17 protein-coding genes and 1 tRNA gene are annotated in these 23,067 nt (G+C 71.2%); 5 read left to right on the top strand and 13 right to left on the bottom strand.

All coding sequences use genetic code 11. The annotated features are described in order from the left end of the window. On the bottom strand, positions 1-783 hold the full coding sequence (locus M5362_RS18555; protein ID WP_260228694.1) for a helix-turn-helix domain-containing protein: 783 nt from the start codon (positions 781-783) through the stop codon (positions 1-3). A 109-nt stretch (positions 784-892) separates the two neighbouring features. Then, positions 893-967: transfer RNA gene (locus tag M5362_RS18550), tRNA-Leu, on the bottom strand. A 98-nt stretch (positions 968-1,065) separates the two neighbouring features. Between M5362_RS18550 and M5362_RS18545 the strand changes: the two genes are divergently transcribed. Beyond that, positions 1,066-1,725: an ANTAR domain-containing response regulator gene (locus M5362_RS18545; RefSeq protein ID WP_260228693.1), complete on the top strand. Its 660-nt coding sequence runs from the start codon at positions 1,066-1,068 to the stop codon at positions 1,723-1,725. A 75-nt stretch (positions 1,726-1,800) separates the two neighbouring features. On the opposite strand, the gene M5362_RS18540 is transcribed toward M5362_RS18545, so the two are convergent. The 8 genes from M5362_RS18540 to M5362_RS18505 form a co-directional block, all read right to left on the bottom strand. Next, the gene (locus M5362_RS18540) at positions 1,801-2,517 is read right to left on the bottom strand and encodes an ABC transporter ATP-binding protein (protein ID WP_260228692.1); all 717 of its coding nucleotides are present in this window, start codon (positions 2,515-2,517) and stop codon (positions 1,801-1,803) included. Beyond that, the gene (locus M5362_RS18535; RefSeq protein WP_260228904.1) at positions 2,514-3,620 is read right to left on the bottom strand and encodes an ABC transporter ATP-binding protein; all 1,107 of its coding nucleotides are present in this window, start codon (positions 3,618-3,620) and stop codon (positions 2,514-2,516) included. Before M5362_RS18535 ends, M5362_RS18540 begins: the two co-directional genes overlap by 4 nt. Before the next feature lie 5 nt (positions 3,621-3,625). Beyond that, positions 3,626-5,395, bottom strand: coding sequence for a branched-chain amino acid ABC transporter permease (locus M5362_RS18530; RefSeq protein ID WP_260228691.1), 1,770 nt, complete (start codon positions 5,393-5,395; stop codon positions 3,626-3,628). Positions 5,396-5,400: 5 nt separating this feature from the next. Beyond that, positions 5,401-6,333 (bottom strand): branched-chain amino acid ABC transporter permease, encoded by a 933-nt coding sequence (locus M5362_RS18525; protein WP_260228690.1) that lies wholly within the window; start codon positions 6,331-6,333, stop codon positions 5,401-5,403. 118 nt (positions 6,334-6,451) lie between these two features. Next, entirely contained in the window at positions 6,452-7,684 is a 1,233-nt protein-coding gene (locus M5362_RS18520; RefSeq protein WP_260228689.1) for a branched-chain amino acid ABC transporter substrate-binding protein, read from the bottom strand. Between the two features lie 309 nt (positions 7,685-7,993). After that, positions 7,994-8,548, bottom strand: a complete 555-nt coding sequence (locus tag M5362_RS18515) for a hypothetical protein (protein WP_260228688.1) — start codon at positions 8,546-8,548, stop codon at positions 7,994-7,996. 790 nt (positions 8,549-9,338) lie between these two features. Next, the gene (locus M5362_RS18510; RefSeq protein WP_260228687.1) at positions 9,339-9,845 is read right to left on the bottom strand and encodes a PaaI family thioesterase; all 507 of its coding nucleotides are present in this window, start codon (positions 9,843-9,845) and stop codon (positions 9,339-9,341) included. Between the two features lie 145 nt (positions 9,846-9,990). Then, positions 9,991-12,297 carry an FdhF/YdeP family oxidoreductase gene (locus tag M5362_RS18505; protein WP_260228686.1) on the bottom strand — a complete coding sequence of 769 codons (2,307 nt, stop codon included), beginning with the start codon at positions 12,295-12,297 and terminating at the stop codon, positions 9,991-9,993. Positions 12,298-12,474: 177 nt separating this feature from the next. Here M5362_RS18505 and polA point away from each other — a divergent pair, with 177 nt between their 5' ends. After that, complete coding sequence (polA, locus tag M5362_RS18500) at positions 12,475-15,129, top strand: DNA polymerase I (protein ID WP_260228903.1); 2,655 nt, start codon at positions 12,475-12,477, stop codon at positions 15,127-15,129. A 176-nt stretch (positions 15,130-15,305) separates the two neighbouring features. Here polA and M5362_RS18495 read toward each other — a convergent pair whose 3' ends face one another. Continuing rightward, positions 15,306-16,184, bottom strand: a complete 879-nt coding sequence (locus M5362_RS18495; protein ID WP_260228685.1) for a DUF4184 family protein — start codon at positions 16,182-16,184, stop codon at positions 15,306-15,308. A gap of 223 nt (positions 16,185-16,407) precedes the next feature. Between M5362_RS18495 and M5362_RS18490 the strand changes: the two genes are divergently transcribed. From M5362_RS18490 to M5362_RS18480, 3 genes are all read left to right on the top strand, one after another. Beyond that, positions 16,408-18,147 carry a lytic murein transglycosylase gene (locus tag M5362_RS18490; RefSeq protein ID WP_260228684.1) on the top strand — a complete coding sequence of 580 codons (1,740 nt, stop codon included), beginning with the start codon at positions 16,408-16,410 and terminating at the stop codon, positions 18,145-18,147. Between the two features lie 176 nt (positions 18,148-18,323). Next, positions 18,324-18,464: an SPW_0924 family protein gene (locus M5362_RS18485; RefSeq protein ID WP_260228683.1), complete on the top strand. Its 141-nt coding sequence runs from the start codon at positions 18,324-18,326 to the stop codon at positions 18,462-18,464. A 14-nt stretch (positions 18,465-18,478) separates the two neighbouring features. Beyond that, positions 18,479-19,444 (top strand): DUF3068 domain-containing protein, encoded by a 966-nt coding sequence (locus M5362_RS18480; RefSeq protein ID WP_260228681.1) that lies wholly within the window; start codon positions 18,479-18,481, stop codon positions 19,442-19,444. On the opposite strand, the gene hrpB is transcribed toward M5362_RS18480, so the two are convergent. Together hrpB and M5362_RS18470 are read right to left on the bottom strand one after the other, a co-directional pair. Beyond that, positions 19,428-22,052: an ATP-dependent helicase HrpB gene (gene hrpB / locus M5362_RS18475; protein WP_260228680.1), complete on the bottom strand. Its 2,625-nt coding sequence runs from the start codon at positions 22,050-22,052 to the stop codon at positions 19,428-19,430. The two genes, M5362_RS18480 and hrpB, sit on opposite strands and share 17 nt — an antisense overlap. A 114-nt stretch (positions 22,053-22,166) precedes the next feature. Next, on the bottom strand, positions 22,167-22,994 hold the full coding sequence (locus tag M5362_RS18470) for a class I SAM-dependent methyltransferase (protein WP_260228679.1): 828 nt from the start codon (positions 22,992-22,994) through the stop codon (positions 22,167-22,169). Positions 22,995-23,067: the final 73 nt, after the last annotated feature.

The following is a 23,067-nucleotide window of genomic DNA, read 5'->3' as shown; positions in this document are numbered from 1 at the left end:
TCAGTGCTTCGGCCCGACGTGGAGGTCCATGAGCGCGACGGAGGCCTTGCGGGCGACGGAGATGTTGTAGGGGTCGCTGCCTCGGGCGGTCGTGGTCCACTCGACACCGACCTTGTGCAGGGTGTCGCCGAACAGCCTCCGGATGTCGTCCGACTTGTTGGTGAAGAAGTACCGCGGGTACTCGTACCGCTTGCGCTCACCGCCGACGAGCCGGGTGGTCCAGTTGGTGATCCGGCAACCGTCGGAGTGGATGAGCCCCCGGATGAACGCCCAGGGGTGTGTGTCGACGATGCCCTGCTGCCAGGGTTCGAGGGCGATGCGCCGCTCGTGTTTCTTGCCGGGGCCGTGCTGGGGGAAGAGGCACGTCCAGTGCCGGCCGTAGCTCGTGACCATGACGCACCCTTGCTTCGGCAGGATGCAGGCGCTTCCTTCGGGGCGTACGGCAAGGATCGCGTCGCGGCAGGCAGCGATCAGTCCGGGCCAGGCGTCGGCGCAGGCGATGCGGAGGAAGTGGCCGCCTCGTGGGTGGTCGCTGATGCAGCCGTCGCCGAGGTAGAGGCCGAGCAGGTAGGAGTACGCGGCCGGATCGTCCGGCATGCCCGGCAGCGGACGGCATCTCGGGCAGGGTCCGGCCTGAGCGCCGGTGCGGGGCAGCGGCTCGAGTCGGCTGCCCCAGGAGCGTAAGGCTGCTCTGGAGATGCCCGTCTGTCCACTGACGGAGTTGAGGCTGCGTCCGTCGGCGAGGAGTGCCAGGGCACGCTTGCGTGTCTCGAGGTCGTACATGAAGACGAGCCTCGTCGTGATGCGCTCGGCCGAGGGGGATTCGAAGACACGTTCACTGGTGTGAGTGAACGATTGCCGGAGTGGCTCAACCTTGGAATCGAAGGAAAAGTGCCCCAGGTGGGATTCGAACCCACACTGTCCGCTGTTTGAGAGCGGCCTCTCTGACCAGTTGGAGTACTGGGGCCTTAGAAAGGTAGGGCCAGATGGGCCCTGCGGATCACCACCTTACAGGAGCTAGGTAGGCTCAGGGGAGCAGTACCTGCCCCGCAACGAGGAGCCCCCGTGACCGCCCCCGAGTCGCCCCAGCCCGCCGCCGACGATGTCGACGCGTCGCACGTCCCGCCGCTGACGACCCGCGTCGTCATCGCCGAGGACGAGGCCCTCATCCGCCTCGACCTCAAAGAGATGCTCGAAGAAGAGGGCTACTCGGTCGTCGGCGAGGCCGGCGACGGCGCGCGGGCCGTGGAACTCGCGCGGGAGCACCGGCCCGACCTCGTCATCCTCGACGTGAAGATGCCCGTCCTGGACGGGATCTCCGCCGCGGAGAAGATCGCCGGGGAGTCCATCGCGCCCGTCCTGATGCTCACCGCGTTCTCGCAGCGCGACCTCGTCGAGCGTGCGCGTGACGCCGGGGCCATGGCGTATCTGGTGAAGCCGTTCAGCAAGAGCGACGTCGTGCCGGCCATCGAGATGGCCGTGTCGCGGTTCGCGGAGCTGCGGGCGCTGGAGAAGGAGGTCGCGGACCTCTCGCAGCGGCTGGAGACGCGCAAGCTGGTGGACCGGGCGAAGAGCGTGCTGCAGACGCAGTACGGGCTGACCGAGCCCGCCGCGTTCCGGTGGATCCAGAAGACGTCGATGGACCGGCGCATGTCGATGCAGCAGGTCGCCGAGGCGGTCATCGAGGACGCCGAGGAGAAGAAGGCGGCCAAGGGCCAGCAGTAGCGACGGGCGTACGGCAAGGAGAAGGCCCGCCCCACATCCTTGTGGGGCGGGCCTTCTGTCCGTAGGGACGGGTTCCTACTCCTCGCCGAGGTAGGTCTTGCGGACCTCGTCGTCGACCAGGAGGTCCTGGCCGGTGCCGGAGAGCTTGATGGAGCCGACCTCCAGGACGTAGCCGTAGTCCGCGAGGGACAGGGCCGCCTGGGCGTTCTGCTCGATGAGCAGGATGGTCATGCCTTCGGCCTTGAGCGTGGCGATGGTCTCCATGATCTTCTGCATCATGATCGGGGAGAGGCCCATGGAGGGCTCGTCGAGCATGAGCAGTTTGGGCTGGGACATCAGTGCCCGGCCCATGGCCAGCATCTGCTGCTCACCGCCGGAGAGGGTGCCGGCGGCCTGCTTGCGACGCTCGCCCAGGATCGGGAAGAGGTCGTAGGCGCGCTGGATGTCCTTCTCGATGCCGTCCTTGTCCTTGCGGAGGAAGGCACCGAGCTGGAGGTTCTCGGCGATGGTGAGCTTGGGGAAGATGTGCCGGCCCTCGGGGGAGTGGGCCATGCCGAGGGAGACGACCTTGTGGGCGGGGATGCCGTTGAGCACCTGGCCGTCGAAGGTGATCTTTCCGCTCGCGGGCTTGATGAGGCCCGAGAGGGTGCGCAGGGTGGTGGTCTTGCCGGCGCCGTTGGTGCCGATCAGGGACACGACCTGCCCGGCCTCGACGGAGAAGGAGATGCCCTTGACGGCCTCGATCTTGCCGTAGGCGACCCTGAGGTCCTCGACCTCGAGAAGAGCGGTCACTTGGAGTCTCCTTCGGTGGTGCTGTCCGCTGCCGGAGCGTCCTCGGCCTCGGGGGCGTCGTCGGACGGCGCCTCGTCGGCGGTGGCCTCGGTGGCTTCGGGGGTCTCCGCGACGGGAGCCTCCTCGGCGGCGGTGGCCTCCGGCTCGGCCGCGGTGGCCTGGGCTTCGGCCTCGGCCTCGGCGGCTTCGGCCTCCGCTTCGGCCGCGACGGCCGTGACCTCGGCTTCGGCGGCCTCCGCCTCCGCGTGGGCCTCCGCGGCCTCGACCTCGGCGACCTCCTCCGCGCCCGGCGCGCCCTCGAACGGCGTGCCGAGGTAGGCCGCGACGACCCGCTCGTCGCCCTGGACGACCTCGGAGGTGCCTTCGACGAGCTTCTCGCCCTGCACGAGCACGGCGACGCGGTCGCACAGGTTGAAGATGAACTTCATGTCGTGCTCGATGACGAGGACGGCGATGCCCTTGTCCCGGATGGCGAAGACGAGTTCCTCGGTGGTCCGGGTCTCGTTCTGGTTCATGCCGGCGGTCGGCTCGTCCAGGAGGAGCAGGCCGGGGTCGCTGGCGAGGGCCCGGGCGATCTCCAGCTTGCGCTGCTCGCCGTAGGGCAGGTTGCGGGCGAGGTGGTCCGCCTTGTGCTCCAGGCCGATGAACTGCAGGAGTTCCATGGCGCGGTCGCGGGAGGCGACCTCCGCCTTCTTGAAGCCGGGGCCGCGCAGGAGCGCGGACCAGAGGCCCTCCTTGGTCCGGGTGTGGCGTCCGACGAGGACGTTCTCCAGGACCGTCATGTTGGAGAAGAGGCGGATGTTCTGGAAGGTACGGGCGATGCCGGCCTTGGTGACCAGGTGCGGCTTGGGCGGCAGCACGGTCCCCTTGTAGCTGACCGTTCCCTCGGTGGGGACGTACAGGCCGGTCAGGCAGTTGAAGAACGTGGTCTTGCCGGCGCCGTTGGGGCCGATGAGACCGACGATCTCGCCCTCGCGGACGGTGAGGTCCACGTTGCGTACGGCGGTGAGTCCGCCGAAGCGCATGGTGACACCGCTGGCGTCGAGGACGGTGGCGGCGGTGGGTGCCGCTGCCGTCGTTTCCGTGGTGGTGGTCGTCGTCATGGCGTTCACGCACCCGCCTTCGAGGTTCCGACGATCGGGTCGGCGGGGGGCCGCTGGTCCGGTACGTCGAGCTTGTCGGTGCCCTCGTCGTCCGCGTCGTGCTCGTGGTACTCGAGCTGTGCGCGCCGGTTGGGGATGAGGCCCTCGGGGCGGAAGCGCATCAGCAGGATGAGCGCGAGGCCGAACGCGAGGAGCTGGAGGTCCTTGAGGAAGGCCAGCTTCTCGGGGATGAGGAAGAGCAGTGCCGCGCCGAGGAGCGGACCGCGGATGGTGCCCATGCCGCCGAGGATGACGGCCGCGAGAAGGAACGCGGAGTTCGGGGCGACGGGGCCGGCGAACACGTACATCTCGGGGAGGACCGTGCCCTGGAAGTGGGCCTGGACGGTGCCGGCGACGCCGGCGAGGGTGGCGCCGAGGGCGAAGGCGATGAGCTTGACCCGGAAGCCGTTGATGCCCATGGCGGTCGCCGCGGTCTCGTCCTCGCGGATGGCGACCCAGGCGCGGCCGATGCGGGAGTCCTGCGCCCGGCTGAAGACCAGGACGACGAAGACCATGACGAGCAGCATCAGCAGGTAGTAGTTGGCGTACGAGCCGAGTTCCACGCCGAGGATGGTGTGGGTCTCGCCGAAGTCGTAGCCGAAGATGTTCAGCGCCGGGATGTTCGGGATGCCGTTGGGGCCGTTGGTGATCTGCGGTCCGTTGTCGCCGTCCATGTTGTTGACGGTGATGCGGAAGATCTCGCCGAAGCCGAGCGTCACGATGGCGAGGTAGTCACCGTGGAGCCGGAGGGTCGGTGCGCCGATGATGACGCCGAAGATCAGCGAGGCGATCGCGCCGATGATCATGGCGACCCAGAACGGGAGGTGGATGTCGAACGCGGAGGCCGTGGATCCGGAGACGAGGGCGGCCGTGTAGGCGCCGACGCCGAGGAAGGCGACGTATCCGAGGTCGAGCAGACCCGCCAGGCCGACGACGACGTTGAGACCGAGGGCGACCGTCGCGAAGATCAGGATCTGCACGGCGATCACGGTGAACGTGTCGGTGGTCTGGGTGAAGGGGAAGACGGCGGCCGCGGCGAAGGCGGCGACGGCCGCGACCTGCTTGTTCTTGGAGGCGATGGCGGAGATCCGGCCCATCAGCCCCGACTTGTTGAGCGCGCCGGCGCCGAAGCCCGCAAGGAGCAGGTAGCCGACGAACAGCTCGGGGTACTCGGTGGAGATGCCGTACGTGACGGCGTACATGCCGATCGCGAACGCGGCGACGATGATCAGGATCTCGGCCCAGGAGGGGATCTCCTTGGGCTTCGCCGGCTTGCGGGAGTCGTCCTTGAGCAGGAACGCCGCCAGCGGGATCAGTACCGCGACGAAGGCCACGTACGCGCCGGGCTCCCAGTGCGCGATGCCGCCGAGCTGCGCCGCGATGGCGATCACGGTGTACCAGGTGGTGCCGAGCACGCCGAGGGCGAGGAACTGCAGCGCCTTGGTCGAACCGGCGGGGGTCAGCCAGCGCAGCCCCTTGATGCCGAGCCCGGAGAGGGCGAACAGCGTCAGGAGGAGGCCGCCGACGAGGGTGAGGACCTGGAGGCCGCCCGGGTAGCCGGTGACGGTGAGGTCGCCGGGGAACTCGGTGGTGTAGGTCCAGGCGAGGAAGGTGCTCGCGACGGTGGCGAGGCCACCGGCGGCGATGACCCAGTGGAGGAGGCCGGGCGCCGTGGGGGCGTCGGTCTTCACGGGGGTGCCGGTGGTCTCCGGCGTCTTGGTGAGGTCGGTCGTCATCGCGATCACGCCCTGTCCGAGGCGCGCTGTCCGAGCAGACCTTGTGGTCTGAACAAGAGCACGAGGATGAGGAGGGAGAAGACCCAGATGTCCTTCCAGGCACCGCCGCCGAACTGTGCCATCCCGGGGATGTGCTCGACGTAGGCGATGGAGAGGGTTTCGGCGACACCGAGGACGACGCCGCCGATCATGGCGCCGTAGATGTTGCCGATGCCTCCGAGCACGGCGGCCGTGAAGGCCTTGAGGCCGAGCAGGAAGCCCATCTCGAAGCGGATCTGGCCCTTGTCGAGGCCTTCGGCGACCGCTGCGACCGCGGCGAACGCGGCGCCGATGGCGAAGGCCATCACGATGATGCGGTCGGTGTTGATGCCCATCAGCTTCGCGGTGTCCGGGTCCTGCGCCGTGGCCTGCATGGCGCGTCCGCTGCGGCTCTTCGAGACGAAGAGGCCGAGGGCGAGCATGCACGCGGGGGCGGCGACGAGGACGAAGGCGTCGGCGCGGGAGATCGCGAGGTTCTCGAAGATCTCGAAGCTTCCGCCCTTGAACTCGGGGAAGCTGACCGGGCTCTTGGCGCCGGGGTAGAAGCCCCAGACGAGCTGCTGGAGCACGATCGACAGGCCGATCGCCGTGATCAGGGGGGCGAGGCGCGGTGCGCCGCGCAGGGGCCGGTAGGCGAAGCGTTCGGCGGCGGTGGCGACGGCCACGGAGACCACCGCGCCGCCTATGAGCATCACGGGGATCGCGATCACGAGAGCGGTGCCCTCGGGCAGGATCGTGTACGCCGTGAGGGCGCCGAAGCCCCCGATCATGAAGATCTCGCCGTGGGCGAAGTTGATGAGCTGGACGATGCCGTAGACCATCGTGTAACCGATGGCGATGAGGCCGTAAAGGGCCCCCAGGGCAAGGCCGTCGGCCAGCTGTTGCGGCAGTTCGTTCACCGCAGGGCCTCCGATGAGCGTGTCGGATATGACACCGCGCGAGGGCGCTGTTTGCGCCCTCGCGCGGCTTGGTTCATTTGGTGCGTGTGCGTGTGCGTGTGCGGGGCAGTGCGGTGGATCAGTCCTCGAAGGTCGCGGACTTCACGTCGGTCCAGGCGCCGGACTTGACCTGGTAGACGGTGAGCTGCTTGTTCGTGGTGTCGCCGTACTCGTCGAAGGAGACCTTGCCGGTCACACCCTCGAAGGAGACCTTGGACATGGCCTCGGTGACCTTGGCGCGGGCGTCGTCGGGGAGCTTGCCGTTGTTGGCGGCGACGACGGCCTTGACGGCCTGGATGATGGACCAGGCGGCGTCGTAGGAGTAACCGCCGTAGGCCGCGTACGGGTCCTTGTAGCCGGCCGCCTGGTAGTCCGCGATGAACTTCTTGGCGGTCGGGAGCTTCTCGACGGGGTAGCCGACCGAGGTGGCCAGGTCACCGTCGTTGGCCTCGCCGGAGGCCTTGATGAACTGCGGGTCGTAGATGCCGTCGCCACCCATGGTGGGGATCTTGGCGCCGGCCTTCTTGACCTGGTCCGAGAGCAGACCGCCCTCGGGGTACTGGCCGCCGAAGTAGACGGAGTCGGCGCCCGAGGCCTTGATCTTGTTGGCGGTGGAGGAGAAGTCCGTCTCCTTGACCGTCACGGAGTCGGTGCCGACGACGGTGCCGCCGAGGCGCTTGAACTCGTCGGAGAAGATCGCGGCGAGACCGGCGCCGTAGGTCTGCTTGTCGTTGACGACGAAGACCTTCTTCTTGCCGGCGTCCTTGAAGAGGTAGTTCGCGGCGAACTTGCCCTGGACGACGTCCGTGGTGGCGGTACGGAAGTAGGTCTTGAAGGGGCGCTTGAACTCGCCCTTGCCCCAGTTGTCGCCCTGGGAGAGCGACGGGTTGGTGTTGGCCGGGGAGACCTGGGTGAGGTTCGCCTTGTCGAAGTCGGCCTGCATCGACTGGGAGACGCCGGAGTTCAGCGGGCCGACGACGCCGAGGACGTCCTTGATGCCGACGAGCTTGGTGGCGTTGGCCTTGCCGGTGGCCGGGACGGCCTGGTCGTCGAGGGCCTCGATCTTGAAGGTGACGCCCGGGACTTCCTTGTTCTTGTTGGCGGTCTGGACCGCCAGGTCCACGGAGTTCTTGATGCCCTGACCCAGTGCGGAGAGCGAACCCGTGAGCGGCGCGTCGACACCGATGACGACGGTGGTGCCGCCGCTGGAGTTGTCGCTTCCGCCCTTGTCGTCGCGCGAACCGCAGGCGGTGAGGGTGAGTGCTCCCGTGGTGATCACGGTGGTGAGGATGAGCAAGGAACGGTGTCGCACGATGAATCCTTTCCCTGGCGCGGCCCCCTCGAGCTGAGGCGGTGCCGTGAAGCATGGAGCTGGAGGTGCCGTTTGTGAATGCCGGGCCGTACTGGGATGACTGGGTGGAGCTGGGCCGTGCAGTGGACACGCCCGGCGGCGCGGTGACTGGCGGTGACTCTAAGCGCAGGTGAGGGAGGTGGGGAGCGGGGAGGTCAGGATGTGACTGTCTTGTTATCGCGAAGGGGAGAGGAGGTGGACAGGGGGTGGGCAAAGTGGGACATATGGGTCTGCAACATCGTGTTCACATAGTGAGAACGCCCAGTTCCGCTAAGGGGCTTGAGCAGATCTTGCTCCTGTCGGACCGCTTGCGACCGTCTCCGGATATCGGACACCGACCCAAATCTCAGCGGACAGAGCACTGAGCGCCCCGCTCCGTCCGGCACCCTCACAGATGTCACGGAGTGTTACCGATGGTTCGGGTGGTGGCAGGCTCCGGAGGGGCTTCCAGTTCTCCGAACTCCCGGTCGCGCCGTCCGCCGATACGCACCGTCTTCGGGCCGCCTCGTCGGTGAAGGCCAGTGCCGCCCGGCGGCCCTCGGTGCGCTCCCGTTCGCGGGCGCTCGCGAGCACCTCGTCGTGGATCTTCAACTGTTCGTTGGAAAGCCCCTTTTGCTCCCAGTCGAGCCCCGCCCACCTGCTCCCCGTGAGCGCTTCTTTCACCCAGTACGCGACGAGGTCGACGCAGATGTCCACCGCCGCCCTCGCCTGCGGGGGCGCCGGCTCGGAGCGGTCGCCGGAACAGCCGGGCAGGGTGGCCAGGCCGCCGGCGGTCAGGACCGCGGCGAGCGCGGTCCCGGCCGGGGCGTACGGCGGGAACCTCATGCCGGGGACGCTAGGGGATCACCTGCCGGGGGCACAACAGGCTGGCTGGTCAAGGAAGTTGGGCGTACGGTGCGATGGGGGGAGGGCGCCCGGGGTGCCGGTTCGTGAGGCGCTTCGCCCGCGCCCCCGCCGTGACCAGGGCGGGCGCTCGTCGGGAGCGGCGGCGTCCCGCTCCGCAATCGCCGTGACGGGCACCGCCGTTGCCCGGCCGTGCGGTGGCGGGGGCCGGAACCACGCCCCGTTGGCGCGGTGAACGTGACGGGCGCCTGTGTCCGGCGCCCGCGGTCCCTGAGCCTGCCGAGGGGAGCGCGGGCCCGGCCGGGGGAGGGCGGCCCGCGTGGACGGGAGGGGCGTCCGAGGGGCGGCCCGCGGGCGCCGGCCGGGCCGACGGCGGCGCCGTCGGCGAGGGGACCGGAAAGGGTCCGGGAGTCGATACTCGCGTACGGAAGCGGGCGGGGCCGGGTGCCTGTCCCGCGTTCGGAAGCCGATGCTCCGCGTCCGGGGTCCGGTGTTCCAAGGGCCGGGTGTGCCGCACCCGCGACGGCGCCCGTCGAAGGGGGCTCCGGGCCCTCCGGGACGGCGGCCGCAGCCCCGGCCGGGGGCGCTCCGGCCCCCTCGGCGGTGACTCCCGGTGACCGAGGGGCCTTGATCGCCCCGACGCGAGGCGTGCCGACGTGGTGGGAGGCGCGACGTGGTGGGGAGGCGGCACGGCGTGGGGGAGGCGGCACGACGCGACGCGGCCCGGGACGGTGGTGACCGTCCCGGGCCGCGGAGGGTTTCGCCTGCCGGCTCAGGCGCCAGCGCCGCTCCCGCCCGTGTGCGTGACGTTCTCGGCGTCCTTCGGCGTGACCTCGCGCAGCAGGCAGGTCAGCCGGGCGGTGCAGACCCGCTTGTCCTGCTCGTCGGTGACCACGATCTCGTACGTGGCCGTGGAGCGGCCGCGGTGCACGGGGGTCGCGGTGCCCGTCACGAGGCCGCTTCGGACCCCGCGGTGATGGGTGCAGTTCAGGTCCACGCCCACCGCGATCTTGGAGATGCCGCCGTGCAGCATGGAGCCGATCGAGCCGAGGGTCTCGGCGAGGACCGCGGAAGCTCCGCCGTGCAGCAGGCCGTACGGCTGGGTGTTGCCCTCCACCGGCATCGTGCCGACGACCTTCTCCGCGGAGGCCTCGATGATCTGCACGCCCATGCGGTTGCCGAGGTGCCCGGCCGAGAACAGGGCGGGAAGGTCGACGCCGAGCGCGGCGTACTCGTCGATGACCTCCTGCGGGAACTTCACGTGATGCTGCTCGCCCATCGGCTCGGCTCCGTTCGTCTTCGTACGTGTTCGTACGTCGCGTCGACAGGCGCCTGAGCAAACGCTTAGGCGCATGGCGATTCTTTCAGACGGCCCCGGGGCACGGTCCAGTCCCCCGGAGGGAAAGTGCCGACGGGCACCATGGTCAGCCCGTCGCGGCGGCCGACGGGACCAGTCGTACGATCACGGACTTGCTCGCGGGGGTGTTGCTGATGTCCGCCGTGGACTCCAGCGGCACCAGGACGTTCGTCTCCGGGTAGTACGCGGCCGCGCAGCCGCGGGCCGTCGGGTAGTGCACGACCCGGAATCCGGGCGCGCGCCGCTCGCTGCCGTCCGTCCACTCGCTGACCAGGTCGGTGTACGCCCCGTCCGCGAGGCCCAGGGCCGCCGCGTCCTCGGGGTGGACCAGGACGACCCGGCGGCCGCCCTTGATGCCGCGGTAGCGGTCGTCGAGGCCGTAGATCGTGGTGTTGTACTGGTCGTGCGACCGCAGGGTCTGGAGGAGCAGCCGGCCCTCCGGCACCTTCGGGTACTCGACGGGGGCGGCGGTGAAGTTGGCCTTGCCGGTGGCCGTGGGGAAGCGGCGCTCGTCGCGCGGGGCGTGCGGGAGCGCGAAGCCGCCGGGGTCGGCGGCGAGACGGGCGTTGAAGTCCTCGAACCCGGGCACCACGCGCGCGATCCGGTCGCGGATCGTGGCGTAGTCCTCCTCGAACTCCTCCCAGGGCGTGGCCGACCCGGCGCCGAGGACGGCCCGGGCCATGCGGGCCACGATCGCCGGCTCGGAGAGCAGGTGCGGGCTCGCGGGCGGCAGGTTGCCGCGTGAGGTGTGCACCAGGCCCATCGAGTCCTCGACGGTCACGAACCGCACCGTGCCCTTTCCCCCGGAAGCGCTCGCCCGGACGTCCTTGTCGGTACGGCCGAGTGTGGGGAGGATCAGCGCGCGCGTGCCGGTGACCACGTGCGAGCGGTTCAGCTTGGTCGAGACGTGGACGGTCAGCCGGGCGCGGCGCATCGCCGCCTCGGTGACCTCCGTGTCGGGGGTGGCTCCGACGAAGTTGCCGCCCATGGCGAAGAAGACCTTCGCCTGGCCGTCGCGGAGCGCCTGGATCGAGCGGACCACGTCGAAGCCGTGGTGGCGCGGGGAGACGATCCCGAACTCCTTGTCCAGGGCGTCCAGGAAGGCCGGCGCGGGCCGCTCGAAGATGCCCATCGTGCGGTCGCCCTGCACGTTGGAGTGGCCGCGGACCGGGCACACGCCGGCGCCCGGGCGGCCGATGTTGCCCCGCAGCAGGAGGAAGTTGACGACCTCGCGGATGGTCGGAACGGAGTGCTTGTGCTGGGTGAGGCCCATCGCCCAGCAGACGATGGTGCGCTTCGAGGCGAGGACCATCTCCAGGGCGCGCTCGATCTCGGTCCGGCTCAGGCCGGTCGCGGCCAGCGTCTCGTCCCAGTCCGCGGCGCGGGCGGCCGCGGCGAACTCCTCGTACCCGTGCGTGTGCTCCCGCACGAACACGGTGTCGACCGCGCCGTCCGTCTCCAGGACCAGCTTGTTGAGAAGCCGGAAGAGGGCCTGGTCACCGCCGATACGGATCTGCAGGAAGAGGTCGTTGAGGGCGGCGCCCCGGAGCATGCCGGTCGCGGTCTGCGGGTTCTTGAACTTCTCCAGACCGGCCTCGGGCAGCGGATTCACCGAGATGATCTTCGCGCCCGCCGCCTTGGCCTTCTCCAGGGCGGAGAGCATCCGGGGGTGGTTCGTGCCCGGGTTCTGTCCGGCGACGACGATCAGGTCGGCCTGGTGGAGGTCTTCCAGGGAGACGCTGCCCTTGCCGATCCCGATGGTCTCGTTGAGCGCCGAGCCGGAGGACTCGTGGCACATGTTGGAGCAGTCGGGCAGGTTGTTCGTACCGAATTCGCGGGCGAAGAGCTGGAGCAGGAACGCGGCCTCGTTGCTGGTCCGCCCCGAGGTGTAGAAGAGCGCCTCGTCGGGGGAGGAGAGGGCGGTCAGCTCCTCGGCGATGATCGCGAACGCCCGCTCCCAGGTCACCGGCTCGTACCGCTCGGCGCCCTCCGGCAGATACATGGGCTGCGTGATGCGGCCCTGCTGGCCCAGCCAGTACCCGCTGCGGTTCGCCAGCTCCGCCACGGGGTGCGCGGCGAAGAACTCGGGGGTCACGCGGCGCAGCGTCGCCTCCTCGGCGACCGCCTTCGCCCCGTTCTCGCAGAACTCCGCCACATGCCGCTTGTCGCCCTCGGGCCAGGCGCAGCCGGGACAGTCGAAGCCGTCCTTCTGGTTGACCTTCAGCAGGGTCCGGGCGGTGCGTGCCACCCCCATCTGCGCCTGGGCGATCCGGAGGGTGTGCGCGACGGCGGACAGGCCGGCGGCGGCGTGCTGCGGCGGCGCGACCTGCGGCGCGTCCTGGACCGGGTCGCCGGCGGGGGGCTTGCTGACCATCACGCTCTCCCTTGAGCGGTCGTCTGTGTCGTACGTCTCCGATCCTGTCACGGAGCTCTGACAGCGCGGTGCCCGGACCGGGTGTGGACGGGATTGTCGGTGGTCCGTGGCAGGATCGTCCACGTGGCCGAGACAGCATCGAAGAAGACCGAAGACCCCCGTCCCCGCCTGCTCCTCATGGACGGGCACTCCCTCGCGTACCGGGCGTTCTTCGCGCTGCCCGCGGAGAACTTCACGACCGCGAGCGGACAGACGACGAACGCGATCTACGGCTTCGCGTCGATGCTCGCGAACACGCTGCGCGACGAGGCGCCCACGCACTTCGCCGTCGCGTTCGACGTGTCCCGCAAGACGTGGCGCTCGGCGGACTTCCCCGAGTACAAGGCGAACCGCTCCAAGACCCCGGACGAGTTCAAGGGGCAGGTCGAGCTGATCGGCGAGCTGCTGGACACCATGAACGCGGACCGGTTCGCGGTGGACGGCTTCGAGGCCGACGACGTCATCGCGACGCTCGCCACCCAGGCCGAGGCGGCCGGCTTCGACGTTCTGATCGTCACCGGCGACCGTGACTCCTTCCAGCTGGTCACCGACCACGTGACCGTCCTCTACCCCACCAAGGGCGTCTCCGAGCTGACCCGCTTCACGCCGGAGAAGGTCCAGGAGAAGTACGGGCTCACGCCCTCGCAGTACCCGGACTTCGCAGCCCTGCGCGGCGACCCGTCCGACAACCTGCCGGGCATCCCCGGTGTCGGCGAGAAGACCGCGACGAAGTGGATCAACCAGTTCGGTTCCTTCGCGGAGCTGGTCGAGCGCGCCGACGAGGTCAAGGGCAAGGTCGGACAGGCCCTGCGCGACCACCTGGAGTCGGTCAAGCTCAACCGCCACCTGACCGAGCTGGTCCGGGACGTCGAGCTGCCCCGCAGCGTCGCGGAGCTCGAGCGCGCGCCCTACGACCGGACGGCGCTCAAGGGCTTCCTGGAGGTCCTGGAGATCCGCAACCCGAGCCTGCGCGAGCGTCTGCTCGCGGTCGACCCCGGTGCCGAGGAGGAGCAGGCCCCGGCCCCCGACGCGGGCGTCGAGCTGGACGGCACCGCCCTGGGGACCGGCGAGCTGGCCCCCTGGCTGGAGGAGCACGGCGGTCAGCCGCTCGGTGTCGCCACCGTCACCGCCTGGGCCCTGGGCGCGGGCAACGTCAGCGAGGTCGCCCTCGCGGCGGCCGACGGCAAGGCGGCCTGGTTCGACACCACCCGGCTCGACGAGCAGGACGAGCGGGCCTTCACGGAGTGGCTCGCCGATCCGGCCAGGCCGAAGGTGATGCACAACGCCAAGGAGGCCCTGCGGGTCTTCCCCGAGCACGGCTGGCGGCTCGACGGCGTCACGATGGACACCGCCCTCGCCGCGTACCTGGTCAAGCCCGGCCGCCGCTCCTTCGCCCTGGACGCGCTCTCCGTCGAGTACCTGCACCGTGAGCTCGCCCCGGCCGCCGCGGACGGACAGCTGGCCTTCGGCACCGACGAGCACGCCGAGGCGGACGCGCTGATGGCTCAGGCCCGCGCCGTGCTCGACCTCGGAGAGGCGTTCGGCGACAAGCTCGGCGAGGTGGGCGCGACCGAGCTGCTGCACGACGTGGAGCTGCCGACGTCGCTGCTCCTCGCCCGGATGGAGCGGCACGGCATCGCCGCCGACCGGGCCCATCTGGAGGCCATGGAGCAGCAGTTCGCCGGAGCGGTGCAGCAGGCGGTGAAGGAGGCGCACGCCTCGGTGGGGCACGAGTTCAACCTCGGCTCGCCCAAGCAGCTCCAGGAGGTGTTCTTCGGCGAGCTGAACCTGCCGAAGACGAAGAAGACCAAGACCGGCTACACCACGGACGCCGACGCGCTGGCCTGGCTGGCCGCGCAGACCGAGCACGAGCTGCCGGTGATCATGCTCCGCCACCGTGAGCAGGCCCGGCTGCGCTCCACGGTCGAGGGTCTGATCAAGACGATCGCGGCGGACGGCCGGATCCACACCACCTTCAGTCAGACGGTGGCCGCGACGGGCCGGCTCTCCTCCACCGACCCGAACCTGCAGAACGTGCCGGTGCGCACGGACGAGGGCCGGGCGATCCGGCACGGCTTCGTCGTCGGCGAGGGCTTCGAGGCCCTGATGACCGCGGACTACAGCCAGATCGAGCTGCGGGTCATGGCCCATCTCTCCGAGGACGAGGGCCTCATCGAGGCCTTCACCTCCGGCGAGGACCTGCACACCACAGTCGCCTCCCAGGTCTTCGGCGTCGAGCGGTCCGCCGTCGACGCGGAGATGCGGCGCAAGATCAAGGCCATGTCCTACGGTCTGGCGTACGGCCTCTCCGCCTTCGGCCTCTCCCAGCAGCTGAACATCGAGCCGGGCGAGGCCCGCGCCCTGATGGACACCTACTTCGAGCGCTTCGGCGGGGTGCGGGACTATCTGCACCGGGTCGTCGAGGAGGCCCGTGCCACGGGTTACACCGAGACGATGCTCGGCCGCCGCCGCTACCTCCCGGACCTGAACAGCGACAACCGCCAGCGCCGCGAGGCCGCCGAGCGCATGGCGCTGAACGCGCCGATCCAGGGCACGGCGGCGGACATCGTGAAGGTCGCGATGCTGAACGTCGACCGGGCGCTGACCGAGGCCGGGCTCACCACCCGCATGCTGCTCCAGGTCCACGACGAAATCGTCCTGGAGGTCGCCCCGGGCGAGCGGGAGCGGGTCGAGGCCCTCGTCCGCGAGCAGATGGCCGCGGCGGTCTCCCTCCGCGCCCCGCTCGACGTCTCGGTCGGCGTGGGCCCGGACTGGGAGTCCGCGGCCCACTGACGGACCCCGGCGCGGGCGCAAGCCGCCCGCGCCGGGTGCACCTCGTCCGCCGGGCGGCGGCCGCACCGGCCGGGTGCACTGGGCCGCCTGAGGAGTCCGGCTGTCCGGGTGGACCGGTCAGCCCGACGAAGGCCGCGGGTCCGGGTGGACCGGTCCGCGGTAGCCCGGCGGCGCGGTCAGCGAGATCCCGGTCGGGAGCCGGCCGGCTCGTTGTCCCCGGACCGCTCACGCTCGCGGGGCGCGCCCGGGACCGGCCGCGTACCGCGCAGCCGCATCCCCGCCCCGTACAGCACCAGGCCCACGGCGAGCCCCGCGCCGCCGCCGAAGCAGGCCGTCGGGACGATGTCGAGGGGCGTCTCGATCCGGCCCCAGTACGCGTACCAGCGCAGACACCGGTGCACGATCCCGGCGAGGACGCAGGCGCCGATCAGGCCACCGGCCAGCCACCGTCCCCGGCGGCTCAGGACCGGAACCCCGGCCGGCGGGGTCGCCCCTCCGGCGGCGGCGCGCAGCGCCCGTACGGTGAACCACCCCAGCAGCGCGAGCGCCAGCGCCGAACCCCCGTACTGGAGGTACAGATAGACGGGGAAGCCGGCGACGATCGCGTCGAGGAACGGGATCGCGCGCGTGCCCCAGCGGTCGAGGTGGGTGAAGGAGTCCCACACGACATGGGTCGAGGCCCCGATCGCCGCGGAGACACAGAACCATCCGGCCAGCGGCAGGGGCGCGCGGCCCTCCCACGAACTCCCCCGGACGAACCCGTACACCCGGCTCCGCCACCGGGCCGGCAGCAGCGCCACCAGCGGCTCACGCACCATCAGCCAGAGCGTCACCAGGGCCGCGGCGATCAGCAGATCGACCGTCACGACGCCGAGTCCGGAGTGGGTGACGTTCCCGAAGAGCATCGCGCCGGGGATCGCCGTGGCCGCGAAATAGGTCATGTCGGGCGCGAACGACCCCGCCACGAGCGCGGAGGCGATGAGCGGCCCGCGTCCGGTGCCGTCGCGGCGGATGCCCGGCAGCACCGCGGCGGCATGACTGAGCGTGAACGGCATCGAACATCCCCCTCATGGATCCGCACCGGCCCCGGGACTTCACGGCGCCGGCGATCAACCCAGTATGCGGGAGTGATCGCCTTCCGGGCCGTGGGCGGCCAAGAGGTGACGAAAGCGTGAAACACGGTCAAGGCGCGGTGTTCCGAGGCCCGTCGGTGTCATAGGGTCTCCTGAGGCCTCGCGCGGGGAGCGCGGGGTGCAGTCGAGGGGGAGGACCAGACGTATGGCAGCGCAATTCGGCCGCCGGCTGCGCAGGGGAGCCACCAGCGGTGCCGTCGTGGCCGCGGCGGTGGCGGCGCTGGCCGCCTCGCAGGCGCCCGGTGTGATTCCGCCGCCGTCCGACAGCGCGGGCGGCGACCGGCCGGTCGGCGCGGGTGACGCGACGTCGCCGCCGGACGGTTCGGCGACCGGCGACTCGCCGTACTACACCGACCTGCCGCCGCTGAACACGCCGAACAAGCCCGGCACTTCCATAGACCTGCCCATCGTCACCGGCCCCGCCGAGGCCGGCATACCCGCATCCGTCCTCGCCGCCTACAAGCGGGCGGAGCAGTCCATACGCTCCAGCGACCCCGCCTGCCACCTTCCGTGGCAGCTGCTCGCCGGCATCGGCAAGGTCGAGTCCGGACAGGCGCGCGGCGGCCGCGTCGACGCCAACGGCACCACCCTCTCGCCGATCCTCGGCCCGAAGCTCAACGGTGTCGGCTTCGCGAACATCTCGGACACCGACAACGGCGCCTTCGACGGCGACACGACGCACGACCGCGCGGTCGGCCCGATGCAGTTCATCCCCTCCACCTGGGCGACGTGGGGTCAGGACGCCAACGGCGACGGCCGCAAGGACCCCAACAACATCTACGACGCCGCGCAGGCCGCCGGCCTCTATCTGTGCGCCAACAACCGCGATCTCGCGGTCAAGGCCGACCTGGACCGGGCGATCCTCAGCTACAACCGCTCGACCGAGTACCTGCGCACCGTGCTCTCCTGGTTCGAGTACTACAAGCGCGGCACCCACCAGGTCCCGGACGGCGCGGGCGTCCTGCCCGTCGACCGCAGCGACGTCCCGGGCCCCGGCGTCTCTCCCCAGCCCACGCCGACCCCGCCCACCACCCCCTCGCCGTCGCCCTCCCCGGCCAAGCCGACGCCGAGCCCGTCCGAGCCCACCACCCCTCCGTCGACCACGCCGCCCGTGGTCACGCCGTCGCCGGTCGCCAAGGTCGTACGGATCAAGGACGCCGGCACGGGCACGCTGACGGGCACCGCGGGGCAGGCCTTCGCCCCGCGGCCGGCCGTCGAGGCGCTGGACGCTGCGGGCAAGCCGGTCGCCGGACTGAGCGTCCGTTTCGAGATCGTCGGCGCCACCGACGCCCACTTCGGCGGTGTGGCCAAGAGCGTGCGGGTCGTCACCGGCTCCACGGGCCGTGCGGTCGCCCCGCCCGTCCGGGCCGGCGAGCAGACGGGCACCTTCACGGTGCGGGCCACGGTCGTCGGCCGGAACCTGGCACCCGTCGCGTTCACCGCGACCGTCACCGAGCGGCAGGCCGACAAGCTGGTCCGCGAGGACGACAAGGAACTGACGACCACGGCCGGCGGCCGGTTCGCCGACCGCGTCATGGTGAAGGCGACCCTCGGCGGCGCCGCCGCCTCCTCGGTCGGCCTGACCGCCACGCTGATCACCTCGGCGGACGACCCGCAGACGAACACCAAGGGCCCGTACTTCAAGGACGCCGAGGGCAAGCCGCTGCGGACCCTCTCGGTGAAGACGGACGCCAACGGACTGCTCACCCTCCCCGACATCTACGCGGACGACCAGGCAGGCACCTTCCTGCTCCGGCTGACCGCGCCCGGCGGAGGCACCGTGACCATCGAGCTCAAGGTCACCGCCCCGGCCCCCGAGCCGACGCCCGAGCCGACCCCGACGTCCTCGTCGACCGGCTCGCCCGAGGCCACGCCGACCCCCTGAGCGACTCCCGAGCCGCGCCCCGAGCGGCGCGCGTCGCCGGTCCGCCGCCCTCTCGTCCTCCCGGACGTGGGGGCGGCGCTCTGTGTTCTGAGTGCAACGTGTTCTCATCTCGCGGTCGCGTTGCTACGGTGCCCCAGCCCTGACGCCGCATCAGATCGAGCACCGGGAGGCCGACCTTGCGCGCCCTCGTAGCCGCCGCCATCGGGCTGGTCCCAGTCCTCCTCGTCGTCCTCCTCGTCTCCGTGGTCGACCTGCCGCCCGACGGGCCCACCTCGCCCAGACCCCTCCTCACCGCCGACCCCGGTCCCAAGAAGTAGGAGGAGCCACGCCCATGCGCCGCCGCGCCAGCCTCGTCCTGCTCTCCTTCGCCGTGTTCTTCGCCGCGATGGCTCCCACGCTCCGCTGGTACGTCTTCCCCCGCGTGGCGAAGATCCCGCCGAACCAGTACCAGGAGATCGTCCTGGAGGCGAAGCCCGCCACCCTCGTCGACTACTCGACCCTCACCGCCAAGGAGGTCGAGAAACTCACGATCATCCAGACCCTCAAGGGCAACGTGGAGGAGTCGAAGCGGGTCGAGCGGAACGCCGGCCGCGATGTCGTCGTCTGGGACGCGCTCACCTACATCACCGGCCCCGACGGCAAGATGGTCTCCCAGATCCCCGAGCGCTACGTCTTCGACGCCCACACCCAGGACCCGGTCAACGTCACCGGGGCGACGGTCGACGGCGACGCCGTCCGGCGCGAGGGCATCGAGTTCAAGTGGCCCTTCCTCACCGAGAAGCGGGACTACCAGTACTTCGACGCCCGCTCCCGCACCACGGCCCCCATCCACTACAAGGGCACCCGCACCTTCCGCGGCATGGAGGTCTACTACTTCGAGCAGACCATCCCCTGGACCAAGGTCCCCATGCCCAAGACCATGCCGGTCAAGGGCATCACCCCGGAGATGATCAGCCAGTCGGGCATGACCATCTGGTACACGACCAAGCGGATGTTCTGGGTCGACCCCGTCACCGGCGCCCCCGTCAACGGCGAGGAGATCCACAAGGAGGAGCTCCGCAACGAGAAGTCCGACTGGAAGGTCACCGCCTTCTCCGGCCACGTGAAGATGCGCGAGGACTACATCCGCAGCACCGTCGAGCTGGTCAGGACCAACCGGACCGTCGTCCTCCTTGTCACCTCCTATCTGCCGTGGACCTTCGTCACCCTGTCCCTTCTCCTGCTCGGCCTCGCCCTCTGGCTGGAGGCCAAGGGCCGGCGCCCGGGCCCGGACGCCCCCGCTACCGCTCCCTCCTGAGCCGCGCGCTGGTGTGCCGCGTCGGCTCCGCCCCCGCCGGGTCCTCCGGCCACGGATGTCTCGGATACCGCCCCCGCAGCTCCGCCCGCACGGCGCGGTAGCCGTCCCGCCAGAACGAGGCCAGGTCGGCGGTGACGGCCGCCGGCCGGCCGGCGGGGGAGAGGAGATGGACCACGACCGGCGTCCCGGCGGCCACCCTCGGCGTCTCGGCGAGGCCGAACATCTCCTGCAGCTTCACCGCGAGGACCGGCTGCTCCCCGCCGTAGTCCACCCGTATCCGCGAGCCGCTGGGGACCTCGATCCGCTCGGGCGCGAGTTCGTCGAGCCGGCCCGCCTCGCCCGTCGCCCAGGGCAGCAGCCGCCCCAGCGCCTGCCCCGCGTCGATCCGGCCGAGGTCGGCCCGCCGCCGGGCCCGCGACAGCTCGGGCTCCAGCCACTCGCCCGCCCGGTCCAGCAGGGTCTCCTCGGACATCTCCGGCCAGGGGGCGCCCACGACCCGGTGGAGAAAACCGAGGCGCTGCCGCAGCTCCTCCGACTCCCGGCTCCACCGGAGCAGCCCGAGCCCCTCGCGCCTCAGCCCGTCCAGGAGCGCCGCCCGTACGAGCCCAGGGTCGGCGCCTTCCCTGAGCGGACGGGCGGACAGCTCGACCGCACCCAGCCGGGCCACCGACCGGGCGACCACGTCCCCGTCCTCCCAGTGGACCTCTTCCGCGGAGGAGAGCAGGTGTCCGGCGGCCGCGCGCGCCACGTCCTCGTCCACCACGGCCGCCAGCCGCACCCGGGCGGTGGCGCTCCGCGCGGTCCGGTCCGCCACCGCGACGGCCAGCCACGGCGCGCTGCCGAGCCCCGACCCGTCGGCGAGCTCGGCACCCGTCCCCGACACCATCAGGAACCCGCTGCCCTCCCGCGCCCTGGCCACCCGCTCGGGAAACGCGTACGCCGTCACCAGTCCGGCCACGACGTCCTCCCCGCCGCCCGCCGAAACACCGCCGCCGGCCCCGGAGAGACCTGGCCGCGCTTCCGTGGCCCCGGCGAGCCCCGGCCCCGCCTCCGCGGCCCCAGCGAGACCCGGCGGACCCGCCTCCGCGGCCGACCGCTCCAGACGCCGGGCCTCCGCCTTCCAGCGCGCCCCGTAGCCGTCGGCGCCCCGCCGCGCCGCGCGCCAGGCAGCCGAGAGGTCGTCGCCGTACTCCCGGGGCGGCTCCTCGCTGAGCAGCGCGACCACCTCCGCCGCCCGCCGCGCGCCGACCTCGGGCGCGCTGTCCAGGAGGGCCCGGGCCAGCCGGGGGTGCACCCCGAGCCGGGACATCCGTACACCCCGCTGCGTCGCCCGTCCCTCGTCGTCCACCGCGCCGATCGCCGTCAGCACGGAACGGGCGGCCGCCATCGCCCCGGCCGGCGGTGTGTCCAGAAGGGCGAGTCCGGCCGCCGAGGGGTCACCCCAACAGGCCGTGCGCAGGGCGAACGAGGACAGATCCGCGATCTCGATCTCGGGGGAGGGGAAACGGGACCGGCGCCCGTCGTCCGCCTCCGCCCAGCAGCGGTACACGACGCCGAACGCCTCCCGGCCGGAGCGTCCCGAGCGCTGCGTCGCTCCCGCGATCGAGACCGGCACCGTGGCGAGCGACCCGAGACCCCGGGCGTGGTCCATCCGCGGCTCCCGGGCCAGGCCCGAGTCCACGACGACCCGCACCCCCGGCACGGTCAGGCTCGACTCCGCCACCGAGGTCGCGAGGATCACCCGCCGGCGTCCGCCGGGCTCCGTCCCGCGGAGCACCGCGTCCTGCACCGCCGCCGGGGCCCGGCCGTGCAGCTGGAGCACCTCGGCGTCGAGGTCCGCCAGCATCCCCGCCGTCCGGGCGATCTCTCCCGTGCCGGGGAGGAAGCAGAGCACATCGCCCTCGTGCTGCTCGCAGGCCAGCCGGACCGTCGCCGCCACATGGCGCAGGAGGGCGGGATCCACCCACGTGCCGTGGGAGGGCCGGACGCCGGCGGGCGGTGCGGCGAACCGGACGAGATACCCGTGTCCCTCGCCCTTCCCCCACACGATCGGCGCCGGACCGGTGCCGTCCAGGACCGTCAGGAGCTGCGACCACGCCTCGGCGTCGCTGGTGGCCGAGGCGGCGATCAGCTTCAGTTCGGGCCGGAGCGTGGCGCGCACGTCCACCAGGAACGCCATCGCCGTGTCCGCGTCCAGATGGCGCTCGTGGCACTCGTCGAGCAGCACCACGTCCACGCCCGCCAGCTCCGGATCACGCTGGAGCCGCTGGAGGAGGACACCCGTCGTCACCACCTCGACGCGCGTCGCGGGGCCGCTCCGGCGCTCGCCGCGGACCGAGAAGCCGACGGCCTCGCCGACCTCCTGGCCTAGCAGCCACGCCATTCGCCGCGCCGCCGCCCGCACCGCCATCCGGCGCGGCTCGGCGACCAGCACCCGCCGCCGCGGTCCGTCCCCTATAAGGCCCGCGAGCGCCAGCGGCACCAGCGTGGTCTTGCCGGTGCCGGGAGGCGCGTACAGCACCGCCGTGCCGCGCTCCTCGAGAGCGGTCAGCAGCTCGGGGACGGCATGGCGGACGGGGAGTCGGTCGAGTGCGTCGTGTCGGATCACGCACTCAGTCTCGTACGTCCTCGCCGACGGCGGGCCGGGCTGTCCACAGGCCCCGTCCTCTCATATGACAAGTGAGGTGCGTGGGGCTCACGGGGAGCGGGGCGTTCCCGCCCGTCAGTCCTTCTCGCACACGAAGATCGCCGTCCCCGGGATCAGGTTCCCCCGCAGCGGAGACCAGCCGCCCCACTCCTGGCTGTTCCACCCGGGCCACTCCGGCTCGACGAGATCCACCAGCCGGAAGCCGCCGGCCACCACGTCCCGTACCCGGTCGCCGATCGTCCGGTGGTGCTCCACATAGACGGCCCGCCCGTGCTCGTCCTGCTCGACATAGGGGGTGCGGTCGAAATAGGAGGCCGCGACCGACAGTCCTTCGGGCCCCGGCTCGTCGGGGAAGGCCCAGCGGATCGGATGCGTCACCGAGAAGACCCACCGGCCGCCCGGCCGCAGTACCCGGCGCACCTCGCGGAACACCTTCACCGGGTCCGCCACGAACGGCACCGCGCCGTACGCCGAACAGGCCAGATCGAAGGCGCCGTCCCGGAACGGCAGCACCCCGGCGTCCGCCTCCACCAGCGGCACGTCCTCGCCGATCCGCAGCGCGTGCTGGAGCTGCCGGTGCGAGAGGTCGAGCGCCACCGGCCGCGCCCCCTGCGCCGCCAGCCAGCGCGAGCACTGCGCCGCCCCCGCGCCGATCTCCAGGACGTCGAGCCCCTTCAGCGAACCGGCCGGTCCGAGCAGTCCCGCCTCGGCCTCGTCGAGACCCTCCGGACCCCAGACGAAACGGTCGTCCCCGAGGAACGCCCCGTGCTCGTTCTGGTACTCGTCGGCGTTCCTGTCCCACCAGCCGCGGCTCGCCCGGCTGCTCTCCGCGTCACCCGCGTCACGCCGGGTCGCGGCCGCCTCGTCCCCGGGCCCGTCTTCCTGTTCGTACTCTTGGTTCATCTCGCCCGTCGATGTAGTTTGCGCACAGCGTCGCTGCGCGGCCCCGGCCAGGATGGCCTGGGGAGACTTGAGT

Source organism: Streptomyces sp. Je 1-79 (assembly GCF_025195125.1).
Taxonomy (GTDB): Bacteria; Actinomycetota; Actinomycetes; order Streptomycetales; family Streptomycetaceae; genus Streptomyces.
Note: the sequence above shows the minus strand (reverse complement) of the source record. Positions and strands in the feature narration are given on the sequence as shown.